At 29.2% G+C, this 17,739-nt stretch carries 16 protein-coding genes and 1 other RNA gene; 14 read left to right on the forward strand and 3 right to left on the reverse strand.

Annotated elements, in window-relative coordinates; all coding sequences use genetic code 4:
- Positions 1–88: 88 nt before the first annotated feature.
- The 9 genes from secY (at position 89) to rplQ (ending at position 5,594) form a co-directional block, all read left to right on the forward strand.
- A complete protein-coding gene (gene secY / locus ACJA23_RS00550) occupies positions 89–1,492 on the forward strand; it encodes a preprotein translocase subunit SecY (RefSeq protein ID WP_406614283.1) in 1,404 nt (467 codons plus the stop codon).
- On the forward strand, positions 1,486–2,127 hold the full coding sequence (locus ACJA23_RS00555; RefSeq protein ID WP_406614285.1) for an adenylate kinase family protein: 642 nt from the start codon (positions 1,486–1,488) through the stop codon (positions 2,125–2,127). Before secY ends, ACJA23_RS00555 begins: the two co-directional genes overlap by 7 nt.
- Before the next feature lie 153 nt (positions 2,128–2,280).
- The gene (gene map, locus ACJA23_RS00560) at positions 2,281–3,048 is read left to right on the forward strand and encodes a type I methionyl aminopeptidase (protein ID WP_406614287.1); all 768 of its coding nucleotides are present in this window, start codon (positions 2,281–2,283) and stop codon (positions 3,046–3,048) included.
- Positions 3,049–3,264: a translation initiation factor IF-1 gene (gene infA / locus ACJA23_RS00565; protein WP_406614289.1), complete on the forward strand. Its 216-nt coding sequence runs from the start codon at positions 3,049–3,051 to the stop codon at positions 3,262–3,264.
- 13 nt (positions 3,265–3,277) lie between these two features.
- A complete protein-coding gene (gene rpmJ, locus ACJA23_RS00570) occupies positions 3,278–3,391 on the forward strand; it encodes a 50S ribosomal protein L36 (protein ID WP_406614291.1) in 114 nt (37 codons plus the stop codon).
- Positions 3,392–3,408: 17 nt separating this feature from the next.
- Positions 3,409–3,777, forward strand: a complete 369-nt coding sequence (rpsM, locus tag ACJA23_RS00575) for a 30S ribosomal protein S13 (RefSeq protein ID WP_406614293.1) — start codon at positions 3,409–3,411, stop codon at positions 3,775–3,777.
- Between the two features lie 2 nt (positions 3,778–3,779).
- Positions 3,780–4,169: a 30S ribosomal protein S11 gene (gene rpsK, locus ACJA23_RS00580; protein ID WP_406614295.1), complete on the forward strand. Its 390-nt coding sequence runs from the start codon at positions 3,780–3,782 to the stop codon at positions 4,167–4,169.
- 34 nt (positions 4,170–4,203) lie between these two features.
- Positions 4,204–5,220, forward strand: a complete 1,017-nt coding sequence (locus ACJA23_RS00585; protein WP_406614297.1) for a DNA-directed RNA polymerase subunit alpha — start codon at positions 4,204–4,206, stop codon at positions 5,218–5,220.
- A 2-nt stretch (positions 5,221–5,222) separates the two neighbouring features.
- Positions 5,223–5,594, forward strand: a complete 372-nt coding sequence (gene rplQ / locus ACJA23_RS00590) for a 50S ribosomal protein L17 (protein WP_406614299.1) — start codon at positions 5,223–5,225, stop codon at positions 5,592–5,594.
- An 83-nt stretch (positions 5,595–5,677) separates the two neighbouring features.
- Here the strand turns inward: rplQ and ACJA23_RS00595 are convergent, their stop codons facing one another.
- The 3 genes from ACJA23_RS00595 to ACJA23_RS00605 all read right to left on the reverse strand — a co-directional run bounded on the left by ACJA23_RS00595 (position 5,678) and on the right by ACJA23_RS00605 (position 11,179).
- Positions 5,678–7,912 (reverse strand): hypothetical protein, encoded by a 2,235-nt coding sequence (locus tag ACJA23_RS00595; protein ID WP_406614301.1) that lies wholly within the window; start codon positions 7,910–7,912, stop codon positions 5,678–5,680.
- A gap of 220 nt (positions 7,913–8,132) precedes the next feature.
- An RNA gene (gene rnpB / locus ACJA23_RS00600) (RNase P RNA component class B) lies at positions 8,133–8,403 on the reverse strand.
- A gap of 58 nt (positions 8,404–8,461) precedes the next feature.
- Complete coding sequence (locus ACJA23_RS00605) at positions 8,462–11,179, reverse strand: cation-translocating P-type ATPase (RefSeq protein WP_406614303.1); 2,718 nt, start codon at positions 11,177–11,179, stop codon at positions 8,462–8,464.
- An 87-nt stretch (positions 11,180–11,266) separates the two neighbouring features.
- Between ACJA23_RS00605 and ACJA23_RS00610 the strand changes: the two genes are divergently transcribed.
- The 5 genes from ACJA23_RS00610 to ACJA23_RS00630 all read left to right on the forward strand — a co-directional run bounded on the left by ACJA23_RS00610 (position 11,267) and on the right by ACJA23_RS00630 (position 17,684).
- On the forward strand, positions 11,267–14,476 hold the full coding sequence (locus ACJA23_RS00610) for a hypothetical protein (RefSeq protein ID WP_406614305.1): 3,210 nt from the start codon (positions 11,267–11,269) through the stop codon (positions 14,474–14,476).
- Positions 14,477–14,605: 129 nt separating this feature from the next.
- A complete protein-coding gene (locus ACJA23_RS00615) occupies positions 14,606–15,115 on the forward strand; it encodes an MAG0490 family ComEA-like DNA-binding protein (protein ID WP_406614307.1) in 510 nt (169 codons plus the stop codon).
- A gap of 164 nt (positions 15,116–15,279) precedes the next feature.
- Entirely contained in the window at positions 15,280–15,834 is a 555-nt protein-coding gene (locus ACJA23_RS00620) for a ComEC/Rec2 family competence protein (RefSeq protein ID WP_406614309.1), read from the forward strand.
- A 52-nt stretch (positions 15,835–15,886) separates the two neighbouring features.
- Positions 15,887–16,456: a ComEC/Rec2 family competence protein gene (locus ACJA23_RS00625; RefSeq protein WP_406614311.1), complete on the forward strand. Its 570-nt coding sequence runs from the start codon at positions 15,887–15,889 to the stop codon at positions 16,454–16,456.
- 145 nt (positions 16,457–16,601) lie between these two features.
- The gene (locus ACJA23_RS00630; protein WP_406614313.1) at positions 16,602–17,684 is read left to right on the forward strand and encodes a M42 family peptidase; all 1,083 of its coding nucleotides are present in this window, start codon (positions 16,602–16,604) and stop codon (positions 17,682–17,684) included.
- The last annotated feature ends 55 nt before the right edge of the window (positions 17,685–17,739 follow it).

Raw genomic sequence — 17,739 nt, forward strand, 5'->3', positions numbered from 1 at the left:
TTTAAAATAAAACATAATTTTTTGATTAATATATGCATTTTATCAGCTAATTAATATATAATTAATTAGAATATTCAGAGAGGTAAATTTGCATAATAAAAATCAAATCAGTTTCACACAGAAATTTCTACATTTTAGAAGCAAATGAAAACATTTTTGACAAACAAAAGGTTTGTTTAAAAAGTTTGTTTACACTTGTGTTTTATTAATCATTTTTGTGATTGGAACTACAATTACATTACCGTTTGTAAGAACGCTTCAAAGTAATTTTGCTAATAACCAATTTCTAAATACATTAAATTTAGTTGGTGGTGGTGGACTAAGACAGTTTTCTATTTTTTCACTAGGAATTAGTCCATTTATTAACGCATCGTTAATTATGATGATCTTACAGACTAAAATTTTTAAACCAATTTATAAATTAAGTCAATCAGGCCCTGCTGGTAGAAGAAAAATTAATATTATCACTCGTTTTGTTACATTAATTATTGCTGTACCTCAAGCGATTTTTTTCACCAAAGGTCTTTCTTCTGGGGTTAACTTCTTTATTCAAATTGACCCAGGTAATAGTGGAATATCACATAACACATTGACCTTTTTTGTATTGCCATTATTTTTAATTATGGGTACTCTTTTTGCAATTTTTATTTCTGAACAAATTACTAATCATGGAATTGGTAATGGTACAAGCTTACTTATTTTTACAGGAATTGCGTCAAGATTGCCGTTCCAGTTTAAAGATGCGTATTTATTTGTTCAAGGATCAGATAAATTAGTATCAACTGTCAACTTCTTTATTTATGTTATTAGTTTTATATTAGTACTTATTGTTGTAGCAATTGTATATGCTGCTGAAAGACATGTGCCAATTCAACAAGTTGGAGTTGGAAGAGCTAAAAAGATTAAAGATATCGGTAAATTACCAATTAAATTAAATCCAGGTGGAATTATGCCAATCATTTTCGCAATGATGGTGCTTTCACTTCCAACAATGGTAACTAACTTATTACCAAAACCTACTTTCGGTACATTATGAGTGCAAAGAAACTTACAGTTTACTCAACCTTTAGGATTTAGTTTACTAGTTGTTATCACTTTTGTTTTTGCCCTAATTATGGGTATTCAACAATCTAAAATTGATAAGGTTGCTGAAGACTTTATTAAAAACTCAACCTTTGTGCCTGGGGTTCGTCCTGGTGAAGAAACGCAAGATTACTTAATTTCTATTGTTTTAAGATTAAGTTTCTTTTCATCATTTTATTTAGTATTACTAGGTGGAATGCAATTTATTGAAATTATGCTTGGAGTACAACAATCAATAGCCTTTGGTGGTACTTCACTTATGATTTTAGTATCGGTATCACTTGAAACATTTGGACAAATTCAAGCTCGTTCAAAATCAGCTCGTTTAGCTAAACAAAAAAGAGCCGCTAGCTACAATCTTGAAAATTACGATCAAGATACAACTAAAAACGAAGGATTATTATGATAAACAAAAACATTATTTTTATGGGTATGCCAGGATCTGGAAAAGGTACTGTCGCAAATATCCTTAAAAATGAAATTAATGTAATTCACTTATCAACAGGTGATATTTTCAGAAACGAAATTAAAAATCAAACACCACTAGGAACAAAAGTACAACAAATTGTACAAAGTGGTGGATATGTACCAGATGAAATTACAAACGCAATTGTTAAACAAGCAATTGATAAATTAAATGCATCTAACCAACAATTTATTTTAGATGGTTATCCACGTACTATTGAACAAGCTAAATTTTTATCAAATGAATACGGAAATAACTTTTATGTTATTAAACTGAACGTATCTACAGATGCAGTTCTAGAACGTCTTAGTGGTCGTAGAACTTGTCCTAAATGTGCAACCGGTTATCATGTTAGCTTCAAACAACCTAAAGTTGCAGAACATTGTGATTTAGATGGTGAAAAACTTATTATTCGTGCAGATGATCAACCAGAAAAAGTATTGCATCGTTTACAAGTTTATAATGAACAAACTACTCCATTATTTAACTACTATAATGAATTAGGTTTACTGTTTGAAATTGATGCTTCTGTATCACCTCAAGAAGTAGCTAACCAAGTATTAAATATTATTAAGTAAAATAAGCCTTTTGGTTTATTTTTTTGTTTTGCCCTATGCTGTAGGCTTAAAAAACTTGCCCATACTATAATTTAAAAAATTTATTTTGGTAAAATTAAATTACAAATATGTAAACGCATAATTTTACTCATTTTTTATATAAAAATGAGTTATATGATAGAAGGTAGTAATTTTATGAGTTATGTAAAAACTAAAGATCAAATACAAAAAATTACTAGAAGCTGTCAAATCTTGGCAGAAGTTAAACAAATTGTTTATGACTTTGTAAGACCAGGGGTTTCTTTAAAAGAAATCGATCAATTAGCTTTTAAAGAAATAACATCTCGTGGTGCAAAACCTGCCTTTTTAGGTCTATATGGTTTTCCCGCAACGGCTTGTATATCCGTAAATGAAGAATTGATCCACGGTATTCCAAGTGATTACATCATAAAAGACGGAGACATTGTCAAAGTTGATTTAGGATGTATTTATCAAGGATACAATTCCGATAGTGCTTTCACCAAAGGAGTTGGTAATATAACAATTACTGACCATAAAATAATTAGTGTAGCTAAAAATGCATTTATGGCTGGTTTGAATGCAATTAAAAAAGGTGCACGCATTGGTGATATTTCATACGCAATCGGAAAATATATTCAGAAGAGCAATTTATATACACCATCAGAATTTTGTGGACATGGTATTGGAGCTAAATTACACGAAGATCCAAATGTACCAAATAGTGGTAAAAAAGGTACTGGTCCTCTTTTACAAGACGGAATGGTTATTTGTATTGAACCTATGATTACTCAATGTCCCAAAATTAAAGTACAAGCTGATGGTTGAACTGTCGTATCTGCTGATGGTTCAAACACTGCCCACTATGAACACACTGTATTAATAAAAGACGGTAAAGGTATCGTACTTACGAAAGGAATTTAATTGGCTAAAGACGCTATCAAAATCTTAGGTGTTGTTAAAGTAGTTCACTCAACAGATCAATACACTGTTGAACTAGAAAACGGCACAGTAATTAAAGCACACATTTCTGGAAAAATGAGAGTTAATAAAATTCGTATTTTACCAGGAGACAAAATTGATGTAGAACTTAGTCCTTATGATTTAACACAAGGACGTATAGTCTATAGACACAAATAACAAAGGAGAAACTATGAAAGTTAGAGCAAGTGTTAAAAAAATGTGTAAAGACTGCAAAATCATTAAGCGTAAAGGAATTATCCGTGTAATTTGTGCGTTACCAAAACACAAACAAAGACAAGGATAATTAGGAAAGGAAATTAAATGGCACGTATTTTAAACGTAGAAATTCCAAACGATAAACGTGTAGTTATTTCATTAACTTACATTTTCGGTATTGGTAAAACAACAGCACAACAAATCTTAAAAGAAGCTAAAATTAGCGAAGATGTTCGTGTTAAAGACTTAAGCGAAGATGAATTACAAAGAATTCGTGAAGCAGCTGCAAAATATACAACTGAAGGTGATCTAAAAAGAGAAGTTACTTTAAACATCAAACGTTTAATGGAAATTAAATGTTACCGTGGAATTAGACACCGTAAAGGATTACCTGTACGTGGACAATCAACTCAGAAAAATGCTCGTACACGTAAAGGTCCTAGAAAAACAGTTGCTGGAAAGAAAGGTAAATAATAATGGCTCGTAAAACAAAGAAAAAAAACATTACTAGCGGTGTTGCTCACATTCATTCATCAAACCAAAACACAATTGTTACTTTCGCAGACGAAAACGGAAATGTTATTGCTTGATCATCAGCTGGAGCTATTGGGTACAAAGGTACTAAAAAGAAAACTCCATATGCTGCTGGTTTAGCTGCACAAGCTGCTGCTGAAGCTGCTAAAGAACACGGAATTAAATCAGTTAAAGTTGAATTAAAAGGGCTAGGATCTGGTAAAGATGCTGCTAGAAAACAAATCGAAGTTTCTGGAATTACAGTTACAGAAATTAAAGATGTTACACCTACACCACACAATGGTACAAGACCACCAAAACGTATCTTAAAACGTGAACGTATGAAAAAATAATTCAGTTATTCGTAACTCAAGAAAGAGGTAAAACATGGAAAAAATGAAAAAATTAGATTACATCGAAAAACCTAGTTTTAGATCAGCTAGCGACAATGAAAACAACGTTAGCTTCGCTCTTGAAAATCTAGAAAGAGGTTTTGGTGATACACTAGGTGTAGCACTTAGACGTACATTAATTTCAAGTATTAGTTCATTAGCACCATTTGCAGTTAAAATCGATGGTGTTCACCATGAGTTCCAACCTATCAAAAATGTAGTTGAAGACGTACCAAGTTTAATCTTAAATATTAGAAAAGTTCGTTTTACCTACAATCCTAGTGCAGTATCAGATAATGATATCATCAAAGTAACTTTAATGGATCACGGACAAAAAGGTGTAATTACTTCAGGTATGTTAGAAGTTTCAAACCACCCAAGTGTTCAAGTTGTTGATACAAACATTCATCTAGCTGAAATTAACGAAGAAAAAGCTCTTAAACTAGAAATCTTCTTACGTCCAGGAAGAGGATATGTAACATTTGAAGAAAACAAACAATACTTAGCTAAAAGATTATCAGAACTAGATTCAGATATTGATAAAGGTGAATTTATTGCAGTAGATTCAGACTTTTCACCAGTTAAGAGAGTTACATACAACGTTAAAGAACTAAACTCATCATCAAACAAACACGAAGAATCATTGCAATTTAATTTAGAAACTGATGGAAGTATTAGCGCTAAAGATGCAGTTTCAGAAGCATGTACAATTTTAGTTGCAATGTTCTCACAATTAGGTGATGTAGATACAATGAGAAGTGATGAAATTTTTGAAAAACAACAAGAAGTTGAAGAAGTTAAAGAAGAAGATGATGTAGATATTTCACAATTAGGTCTATCAGTTCGTTCATACAATGCCCTAAAAAGAATTAGAAAAACAAAACTAAGTGACCTAAAATCAATGACTAGAGAAGAACTTGAAAATACTAAGAACTTAGGTAAAAAATCAGTTGCTGAAATCGATGAGAAACTTAGAGAATACGGATACGAATTAAGTGAAAGGGATAAATAAATATGGCAAATCCAACACAATTATTTAAAAGAGATACTAAATGAAGAAATGGTGTAATGCGTAACTTAGTTAGTGAATTATTAGCTAACGGAAGAATTACTACAACTTTAACTAGAGCAAAAGAAATCAGAAGACACGCTGAAAGAATGGTAACAAAAGCTAAAAACCCTACATTAGCAAACAGAAGATCAGTAGCTGCTTACTTACGTCCAATCAAAGTGACAACAGATAAAAATTCACAAGATGTTTTATCATATTTATTTGCAGAAATCGCACCTAAGTACAAAGACAGACAAGGTGGATACACAAGAATTATTAAATTACCTAAACGTTTAGGTGATAACACAAGAATGGCTATTATTGAATTAGTTTAATCCTTACAACGCTTTAATTATTCCAAAATATTCCAATAAGCCCTAATTATAGGCAAAAACTCGCTTTACGCGAGTTTTTTATTTTAGTTATTTACTCTTAAGATACTAATTGGAATGTAGTCAAATAAACTACTTAATTTGTGATCAAAATTATATGAATCTGTTTGTCCTAAAATTACTTTATAAATTGATAAATCACTTTCATTAAAGTGTTCACCAGCTTCGCTTCGATCTTCATCAATATCTAAAATATGTGTTTGATTAAATACTGGTTCTACTATTAATTTAGTAGCATTAAACTCTTTTTTAACTTTGATTTCAATAGGCACTCTATATGTACCTTTATATCTGATAAACCCATCAAATCTTTCTAAATATTCATCAAAGTTATGAGCTATTGTATCAAATTCCATATCAATATATGTACGGTAGCCACCAGTGGTGTGGTTTTCAATTAGTTTAACTGTCTTTTTAGTTGTTCAATCAAACAACTCAATATTTTGTAAATTTCTATCTAATTCTAATTCGTAGCTAGCTTTAAGAAAATCACGACTAGTTATATGCTCACCTGCTTTATTTTTAACTATTAAACTTAAACTATTGTTAAATCTACTTAATTTATCTTTATCACCTTTTGTTGTGATTTTTTCACTAAAATTCTTCAGTATTTCAATACGTTTTTTATATTGTTCTAAATTTAACTTAATTAAGTCTAAATTGACTTTATCAATTATTTGCTTATTGATGCTATTGTATAAATCAACTGTTTCAACATAAAACTTATTAAAGTTTAAATCATAAGTAGTAATGCTATTATAGCTATCTAATTGCGCTTTGGTGTTTTTAATTTCATTGTATAGTGCTTTGTATTCGTGTTCACGAGTTAACTGTTTTCTGATTAAGCTTTGATATGACAAGTAATTATCGCTTAATTGTGCTTCAATATTAGTTAATACCTCATCGCTAATTGGGTTTTCGTTGATTTCATCAATTAGGGTGCTAATTAGCATAATAAAATTGTTATTATTGTTAATTACTATATTTAAGTTGTCTTTATCCGCCATATATTCAAGCGATAAGTTTAAATGTTCTTGTAATTTTTTAAGCTGCTCTGCTAAAAATCTTAGCCGATTAATAATAATTGTTTTGTACTCATCACTTAAACTTTGTAATTTATGATTTTGTAGTCTAATTTTATTTATTTCGATATTTAAATCCCTTACCATGTCCATTTTGGCAGTAACTTCAGCTTCTAATTGCTTTATTTTAGCTGCATGTTCTTCGTTTTTAACTTCTAAATTACTGGTTTTTACGAACAATCCGTTTATAATTCGATCTTTTAAGGACTTAACATTATTTTCAACATGTACTATATTTAAGATTTGTTTTTGTATTTCGGTTAGTGGTATTTTCTGTCCAAAGGTTCGATTAGCTATAATTTGCTTTAATTCATTATTGTAAGTATTTAATTTAGCTGCTAATGTATCAATTTCGTTTTTAGTTTGACTAATATCAGTTAATAATATTTCTTTAATGTGCTGATCTAATTTAGTAATTGTTTCACCAGTAGCTAAGCTATTTACATCATCATTATACTCATTTAGTTTATTTAAATTAAGTTCAGTTGTACGCTGTAAAACATCAAAATAAACACTATTAACTAAATCTAATTCTTCTACTTTAGCTGTACTTCTTGATAAATCTTCTTTGATTAAATTGATGTACTCAAGTAGTAAATTGTTCACTTGGTCATTAACTGTATTAATTTCTAAACTAGTACTTGTTACTACATTAAATAGTTGCAATGGTTGAATGTTATCATTTGCTAATGTGTTTTTAGCTTTTTCAATCACGCTTATGATATTAAGTGAAATATTACTCATATTTTGCTTAATATTTTCGTTTGCTATAACATTATTATTTAGTAGCTCATTTAGTTCAGTATTTAACCTTTCTAAATATGACACTTGTACTTTTAATTCGGTTTTTAGGCCTGTTAAAATATCTTGATAACCAACTGTATTCACTATTTCATCAAATCTTTCACCTTCAGTTAGTCTAGTTTCTATTGCTTTATATAAATTTTTGTGCGTAAATTCCGATATTTTGGGATTATCGCTCAGTTTGAAGATGAAATTTATCCGCTTTAGTTGCGTTTCTAATAATGCTACTTTGGTTTGATTTTTACTATGTTCTTCAGATATTTGCTGATTTTCTAATTTAAGTTTTTTGTTGTTTTGCTGCACAATATCTAATTTTTGTTTAGTAGATAAGTAAGCTGAGCTTAAAACTGCTATTCCTATGGCGCTAAGAGGCACTGCGGACCATAGGAAATATTTTAATTTCGGACTATTTCATTTTAATTTCCATTTTCGCATACTTTATTCCTTTCACCTAATTATTAAGTTTAAAACTAATACTAGTCTGTTTTTAGACTAAAAAAATACAAAAATAAAATTGGTTTTGTAAAACTTATGATTATATAGCCTTAAAAAACTTTAAAGTCCGATTAAAAAAGCACCTAGTTTCCTAGGTGCGCACAATAAGCCGCGTTCTGTACCATATGGTTGCCAGTAATTTATCTAATGCTTTCGCACTCATAAATTCAGTTCGATTCCTAAATTTATGTTCCTCTACCAAAATTTGAGTTTCTAGCTCATGGAGTTTACCGCGTTTCACAATTCTCGTCTCTGTGGCACTTGTCGTCTAGGCTAAGACTTATTAGGTCTTACATGATCACTACCACCATCACAGGTGGTGCTAGCGCGGACTTTCCTCTACTTTTTCAAGCAGCTACTGGCTAGTGCTTTTATATAATAGCATATTTAAAATAAAAAATCACTCCTAAAAGTGATTTTTTGACCATACTATGCTAAAATAATTTGTTTTAGTTTTTGGTATAGTTTTACATTTTCTTCATAAATAATTCCAGTGAAAGATAAAACTAATGGAATAATTCAGTATCCGTGGTTAATTGTTTCTAATTTTGTTGCACTATAATCAAACATATTAAATAGTGAACTTAAACCAGGGATAAATGCGACAGCTAAAATTAAGATAAGTGATGAAGCACTAGCTAAATAAACTAATTTGTATTTTTTAAATGAACATAATGCAATGTTATTTTTACTCATTAAATTTAATAAGTTAACACTTGAAGCAATACCAAGTGTTAAGAAACAAGCTGAAGAAGTAAGTTTGATAAATTCTTCTTTTGTTACATTATTACTTTTAGCTAAGAAACCTACAACTAAATATGAGGCTAAAGCGGCAAAACCGATAATACTACTTTGAATAATTAATCTAGTACCCATACCACCAGCAAACACGCTTTCGTGTTTATTGATTGGTTTAAATGACATAACATCAACATCACTAGGTGTCATACCTAAAGCAATCGCAGGTAATCCGTGTGTTAATAAGTTAATTCATAATAATTGTGAAGCTGATAACACAATAAATTCATTTGAATCTTGAATTTGTGATTGGAATAAGAATCTAAACACAAATAGTCCAATAAACATAACTATAATTTCACTGATACTTGAAACTAGTAAGTTTAAGATAACAGTTTTAATACGTGAGTAAGTGTATCTACCACTTTTTACTCCAGTAACAATAGTTGAGAAGTTGTCATCAGTTAAAATAACATCAGCAGCTTGTTTTGAAACATCAGTTCCAGTAATACCCATAGCACAACCTAAATCGGCAGCTTTTAGAGCAGGAGCGTCATTTACCCCATCTCCGGTCATAGCAACAACTTCATGGTGTGATTGTCAAGCTTTAACAATTCTTAATTTATCTTCTGGATTTACACGTGCATAAACTGAAATGTTTTTAACTTGTTGTTTTAATTCTTCATCTGATAATTTAGCAAGTTCAGCACCAGTAATAGCAATATCTTGATCTGGGTTGAAAATTTCTAAATCTTTAGCAATTGCTTTAGCAGTTGTTAAGTGGTCTCCGGTAATCATAACTGTTTTAATACCAGCTTTTTTAGCTTCAGCAATACTATGTTTTGCTTCTTCTCTAGGTGGGTCAAACATAGCAACTAAACCTAGGAAGAATAGTCCTTTTTCATCTTCGTGTGAAATTTTTGTAGTTTCAGGATTAACTTTTTTGAATCCTAAAGCAATCACACGATATGCATTATTTGAATATTCTTCATTTAATCTAGCATATTCATCATTCATATTTTTAGATCTACTAAAGATAACATCTGGTGCACCTTTGGTAATAATTACTTTATCACCTTCTCTAGTTTGAACTAAAATTGACATCATTTTTCTATCACTATCAAATGGTAGTGAGTCAATTAACATGTTTTTTGAATAAAACTGTTCTTGAGTAATGTTGTGTTGCATAGCATAACGCATAATTGCAATTTCAGTTGGATCACCAACTTCGTGATATTGGCCATCTTCACCTAATTGAATTTTTGCATCACAACAAGCAACAAATCCTTGTAAAACTTTTGAGTTTTCTAATGAATCTGACTTACGACTTTCGAAAAAGTCAGTAACTTGCATTTTGTTTTGAGTTAGTGTACCTGTTTTATCAGAACAAATAACACTAGTTGAACCGAATGTTTCAACCGAATTAAATGCCTTAATAATAACATTTTCTTTGGTCATTCTTGAAACACCGATTGCTAAAAGAACTGTGGTAAAAGTAATAAGTCCTTCAGGTATGGCAGCAACTGCTAGTGAGATACCAATAATAAGTGAGTTTGAATACACTTGTGGGTTTGTTCAGTTACCTGCAATAGTTGCTGATAAAACAATTTGAACTGCTAATGTTACAAATAATAAAACTACACCAGCAATTCCGAAAATTTTACTTAATTTATTTAATTTAATTTGTAATGGTGTTAATCTAACTTCTTGATCTTGAATTAATTTACTTAATGCACCAATTTCGGTATTTAAACCTGTTTTGGTTACAACAGCAAACGCTCTACCGTTTACTACTTGAGATCCTGAATATAAATAATTTAAACGATCTCCTAATGCTAATTGTTCAACATTTTCAATTTCATTACTATTTTTGTCTACCGGTAATGATTCACCTGTTAAAAAGGCTTCTACAACTCTTAATGAGTTTGATTGTAAAATCTTTGCATCAGCAGGAACTATATCTCCAGATTCTACAACAATTAAATCACCAGGAACGATTAAGTGACTTGGAATGTGTTTAATAATTCCATCACGCATAACTTTTGCACTTAATTCGTTATTCTTTTCTAAAGCTTTTACAGCTTGATCACTTTTAATTTCTTGATAAGCACCCAATGCACTATTTAGAGCTACAACTATTAAAATAATAAATGGCTCTACGAAACTAATAATAGTTTCAGCACCACGCTCATCTGGATGTTTGCTTACAAACTGTCAAATAGCTACACCAAAGCTAATTGCAGCAGCGATTAGAAGCAAAATAATCATAAAATCTTTAAATTGAGAAATAAAGACTTTAAAAACGTTTAGTTTTTTATGATTTTTAATCACATTTTCACCGTGTTGTTTTAGCAATTCAGTTGCTTCTAATTGTGATAAACCAGTTTTTAAAAACTCGTTTTTATCCATATATATAACTGTCCTTTCTATATATTTTAATTAATGTAATTATATATTATTTTTGAGTGTATATTTTTTATTATATATAATATTGATATGAAAAAATTTAAGTTACTAACTGGTGCATTTTTAAGTGCTCCAGCACTTGTTTTAGTAGCATGTAACGACACAAAAGATACTACAAGTGAACAAAAAAATAATAATAATAATTTATCTTATATTGAGCTAAATGTTCAAAGTGAAGAGCAACTAGATAATATGATTGTTGCTGGTATTAAATCTAGACTAGCTTCACAAGCGATTTTAGCTCCAATTTTAGGCGAGATAAACAGTTATATTGACCAAAGTTTAAATATCAAAATACCAACTGAATTAGCAGATAAAAAAGAAACTAATTTACTGGTATATACAGTGAAAAAGTTAATTATTAATCAATTTAATGAGTCACTACAATTATTATTAAACTGATCAGCTAACCCAAGTGCTTTAACTGATGATTTATATAATCGTATTTCTGAAAAAGTTCCTGCTAAAAGTTTAGAAATTAACCAAGTTAAAGAAAAAATCAAGGAATTAGTAGCAGTAGATCGTGCTCAAAGAGACAATAATGCTATTTTAAATAACATTTTTAAACTTTGAAAAATCAATATGGATGCTGAATTTGCAAATTTACAAATAGCTACATATTTTAGTGATGCAAGTCATTTAGTTACTTTAGTTAATAGCACATTAAAGTTATTAGCTAATCCACAGACTGCTTTTTTAAACATACCAATTTCAGTCGCATTAGTTGACTACATTAATTGATTCATTAAAGAGTATAAAGTTAATATTACTTTTGAAGCAAATGACAATAATGACGCAAAAATCAGAGCTTTCGTTAATGCTATCAGTGCAAATAAACCTACAATTACATTAGCCCAAGGATATGAAATTTTTACTAAGTTTATTAAAGACATACAAATTCCAAATAATATATTAGTTTATTCAACTTTATTTTTAGGACCTATTTTAGAAAACAAATTTGTTATTGAAAATAACAAAAACCTTGATAAAATCAATACTTTCAAACAATTGATTGTAGATTTTAGAGCTAATAATGGTAGAGATTACACAGATATATTAAAAGCATATTATCCAACTTTAGATTTAGTTTCAGCTGATGTAAAAGCAAAATGAGCAACATTTAACATTAACAAATTTAAAGAAGCTCAATATAAAGCTATTTCTTACCAAACTAATGATTATATCAGCCAAAACGGTTCATTTTTAAGTGAATTTGCATCAGTGTTAAAAGAATTTACTGATGGTGTTTATGACAAAAGTTTCAAAGTGATGAATGATGAAATCAAAGACAATAAAAATAGTGTTTGAGACTTAAACTTAATATCAAAAGTTTCTAGATACATAGAATTTACTGATTTTATTGAAAAATGATCAAGTGATTTTAGTGATAAAATGAGCTCACTCGAAAATGGTCAACAACATACCTTAAACACAGTTTTAATGCTATATACTAACTTTTTACAAAGGATTTTCAACCAACAATTTATCCAAATTATTGTCACACTAGTTGGTGGAAATGCTGAAATTGATGCAGTTTCTCAAAAATTATTCGAGTACTATACAAAACTACAATGACTAGCTTTTGGAAATCAAGTAAATTCAGTTTATATACCAGACGGAACTGAAAATGATCAGTACAAAAAAGTTAAATCACAACTTGCAGCAACAATTACAGAAAAAGGTTTTGCATTATTCGGTCAACAACAAAATGCAACATTGGTTGACCAACTATACCGTCAGTTTACTGAACTATTAAATAATATTAGTGCACAAATGCCACAAGTCATTGACTTGAAAAAACTAATTAGTGGGTTAACAAGTGAAATTTCTAACCAAGAATTATCTAAATGATATTCAACATTTAAAACTAAACAGAATGATCAGAAATTTAATGATTTAAGTACTGGAAAATTAGATGCTACTGAGGATTCAATAGGTGATTTAATTGATGAAAGTACTAATTTCTCACTTCCAGCATCAATTAAAGGCGAAAAACAACCTGAAGTATTTACATATTTTGAAGCTAGTTCAACCAAAAATGCTGAATTTTATAATAAATATGTTAAAGATAATTCAAAATTAAATTCTGCAAGCAGCTTTTTACTTGTTCATTTAGATAAAAAATATTACAATTCTTCATTAACTGAATTTACAGTACCTTTAGGTGAAAACCAAACCTTAAATGATATTAATTTCAGTAATTTTGATTATAAATTTTACAATTATCAAGTTGAAGATTTAACTCTAAATACTTCTACATTAAATTCTAAAGATTGAACTTTAACATTGGAAAAATCTGCACCAAAAATCACTAAATTATTATTAAATACTCAATTTATCAATTTAGATAATTTAAATAGTGATTACTATGATTTTCCTAAACCACTGATTATTCCAGTAAATTCAGCATTAAAAGCTGTTTTAGATAAAGTAAAAAATTATGTTGATAAAATTTCTAAATATTCTAGACTAGGTGCAATTTCAAATACCGATAAAAGCAAATTAGACGAATATGGTAAAAAACTTTTAGTTGAAGATATTTACCAAATTTGAAAATTAAATAAAACACCAGCAAGTTCAGCATTAAAATCTGGATATAATGCTGCATCTAGTCCATCAGCTACAACTCAACAAATAAATGATTTTGTATCCAAATTAAATGCTGTAAAAACTGAATTAAAAACATTTTTACAAGGTAAAAAAGTTAATACTACTGAAGGTTCAACTACTACAGTATCAGACGATTTAGTTCAGCTTTACAACAAATACATTACTTTAACTTCAATTTCAAGCCTTAATATAAGCAACTTAAAAACAGCTTATGAAGCTTATAATTCGAATAAAACAGACCAAAATAGCATCAACAATTTTGTTTCTGCGATGAATAGTTTTACAGATTCATTAATCGCAATTGTTGATAGTAATGAAACTGTAGTTGCATCAAATTCTAAGTATTTACTACTAAAAAGAGGATTTGAAATGGATTCAATATTTGAAAGTTATAAAACAGAATTAAATTCACTGAATTCAAATTCAGATGTAAGTAGTGAAAAGAAAACAGCAATTACTGCATTAATTACCAAATTAACAGACGCACATACAGCATATTTATCAAACAAATTTGATATTTCTAAAGCAAATACTTTTATAGATGTAATGTTAGAAGCAAAATCATTAATTATTGAGCTATTAGGTTTATTAAAAGATCAATCATTAAACTTAACTATTAATATTCAATAGTAAAAAAATGTCGAGTATTACTCGGCATTTTTCATTTTAAAGTTTCAATATATAGGCTTAAAAGAAATTATTGTCCTAATTTAGTTTAAAAATAGTTTTATAAATTGGCAAATTTTAATTATCTAATGTATGGCAGATATTAAAAAGAAAATTTTTGCTGGTCTTTTAGTAGGAACTGTTTTAATTTCTGGTTTGATCTACTACATTCACTATAAAATTAATAATCAAAAACCATTAACTTATTCACAAACACAAGTAATTAAAGAGTATAGGTATTTGTTAAAAGGGGCTATTTTGCACCCTGGTGAAACCAAAAGTTTTAAACCACTAACATACGGAGAATTATTTAAGATAGCAGGCATATTAAATGAGACAAATTTAGGTGATTTTAATCTTAAAAAACTAGCTCCCACGAATGTTGAAATCTATGTTCCATTTAATTTCCAAAAATTAAGATGGCACGAAATAACTGATGTACAAATTTTAGTTTCGCTCGGCTTTAGTGCTAAAGAAGCGACTTTTGTGTATGAGTTAACTAAAAGATTTGCAGGAGAACCAACATGAGATGAAATAATCAAACAACAAGGAATTACCAATACTTTAGTCAAAAAATTACAAAAAGTTTTAGTCCTCAGATAGAGTTAGTTAACATTTTTCTTTTTACCTCATTGTTTGGTTTTGCTTATTTTAGTCAACAATATTTTATGTTCATACCAATGGGTTTAGTTTTTGCCTTTAATGCCTATATTTTCAGGTTTAAAGAGAAAAAATTATATATTTTATCGCTACTTACCATGATTTTAATGATTGGTTTACATTACTTATGAAACTTAAGTGGACTATGAACTGATAAGACTATTAAAGGACGCTTTAAAGTAATGATAATTGGAGAAAAATCTACTGTTGTTAGAGACATATTTTTTAGACAATTTACAATTAGAAACAATAATATAAAATTTCCAACCCATGTTTATCAGGATGTCTATATTGATGGTGTTTTAGAACCTGTAGATAGGTCGATTGATTCATTTGTTATAAGAAATATTTTCTATGGATTTAAGAAGGTAAAAGTTACTAACACTTGACAATGAGATGTTAGATACTTTTTCTTTAAATATTATGAGCAAGATATTTTTTATCGAGAAGTTATTACGCCGTTAGTTTTTGGAAACAGAAGCAGCGAATCGAATGTTTTCTTTAGACAACTTAGAGCGCTGGGAATTATTCACTTATTTGTTATTAGTGGTTTTCATTACAACATTTTATTTGCAGCTATTTGTTATGTAACTAGCAAGATTGATAAACGCAAAATTTTAGCGTTTATCATTTTAGCTATCTACTTTTTTCTTTTGTATTAATAGTGCGTCAATTTTCAAAGCTTTCTTTTTGATTATTTACACAAAATATTGGATGAAAAGTGATAAATATAAGCCACTTTATGTTACATTTAAAGTTCACCAAGCGATTTTATGTATAGGTTTTTTAGCAATGATCAAAGATCCTTTAACCACTTTAAATTATGGGTATTGGATTACATATCTTTTAAGTTTTGCACTACTGGAATGAAACAATACAACTAAATTTACAATTAGTAAAACAAGGTGGAAAAAATTAGTTATTTGAGTTCATATTTGAATGGTTTCAATGTCAATAGTTTTAACTCAAGCTAAACCTTTTTCAGCTATATCTCTATTTTTTAACTTAGTTTTTAGTTTTGTGATTGAGTTTTATTTAATGATTTTCACCTTTGCTTATCCTATTGGATTTATCGTAAAACCAGCTGCATATACATTGCAGAAATTAATTAATTATTCACAAGAAATTAACATTAGATTGATAGTAGATTTTGAGCCAATCGCACCATTTTTACTGTTTCTAATTTATACCTTTATTTGCTATCCGTATTTTGATTTTAAGAAGCATAAATTTATAGATTACTATCAAATTAATCAAAATATGAGGGTTATTCAAAGACTTTAATAATTGTTATTTTTGTAAAAAATATCAAATAAATTTATTAAGTTGAACTCATTTAAGATGTGTCTTTGACACATTACAAATTCATAATATGTTATAATTTTACTATTAACAAAATAATAAATATTTAGTAAAAAAAAGGAACAATATGGATAAAAAATATGAAGCACTAGCTGCTAAATTAGAAAAATATATGTCTATTGAAGCAATTAGTAGATTTGAAGAACCAGTTGTTGATGAATTGAAAGCTAGCATCAAAGGTTTTGAAGTTTCTAGAGACAAATTAGGATCTGTAATTTTTTATAAAAAATCTAAAGTTGAAAACGCGCCTAAAGTTATGATCGCAGCCCACATGGACGAGGTTGGATTCATGGTTCGTGAATTTAATGATAATGGAAACATTTTACTAACTACAGTAGGTGGTGTTTGACCATCTGTGGTTGTTGGAACTAGAGCTGTAGTAGTTTCAGGAAAAAACCAACAAAGATTTAATGGTGTGTTTGGACATACATCAATTCACATTATGGATAGAGATAAAATGTCTAAAGCTTTAACATCAGAAGAATTATTTGTAGATTTAGGTTTTAAAAATAAAAAAGAAATCGAAGAAGCTGGTATTGCAATTGGTGATAAAGTATTTATGACAGGTGAACCAATTAGATTTGCTAATAATATTATTGGTGGAAAAGCTATGGATAACCGTGCTGGAGTTACATCATTAAACTTTATCGCAAATGCACTTAGTGAAGTTGAATTAGGATGTGATGTATATTTAGTTGGAACTGTCCAAGAAGAAGTAGGATGTAGAGGAGCTAGAACTTCAGTTGGTTTAATTAATCCAGATGTAGCTTTTGCTTTAGATACAGGTGCAGCTCATGACACAACTGGATGTAAAGCTGGTACACCAGTTTTAGGAAAAGGTGCAGCTGTTTTAGTTCAAGATGGTGGAACAATGCCTGACCCTAAATTAGTTGAAATTTTAATGCAAATTTCTAAAGATAAAGAAATTCCAGCATATAAATATGTAGCAGGTGGTGGTGGTACTGATGCTGCTGCTTTACAATTTGCCCCAGGTGGAGCTAGTGTTTCTACTATTTCTTTACCTCAAAGATACTTACATAGCCCAATTGGTCTTTGTTCATTAGTTGATATTCAAGCTGCTATTGATTTATTAGTAAACTTCTGTAAATCATTTGATGCTAAAATGTTAGATAAAATTTCATATAAATAATTTATGTCAGCATAACATATCGGTTATGCTGATTTTTTAATACTGTTAGTCTAAT

This window comes from Mycoplasma corogypsi (assembly GCF_045276875.1).
GTDB classification, from domain to species: domain Bacteria; phylum Bacillota_I; class Bacilli_A; order Mycoplasmatales; family Metamycoplasmataceae; genus Mycoplasmopsis; species Mycoplasmopsis corogypsi.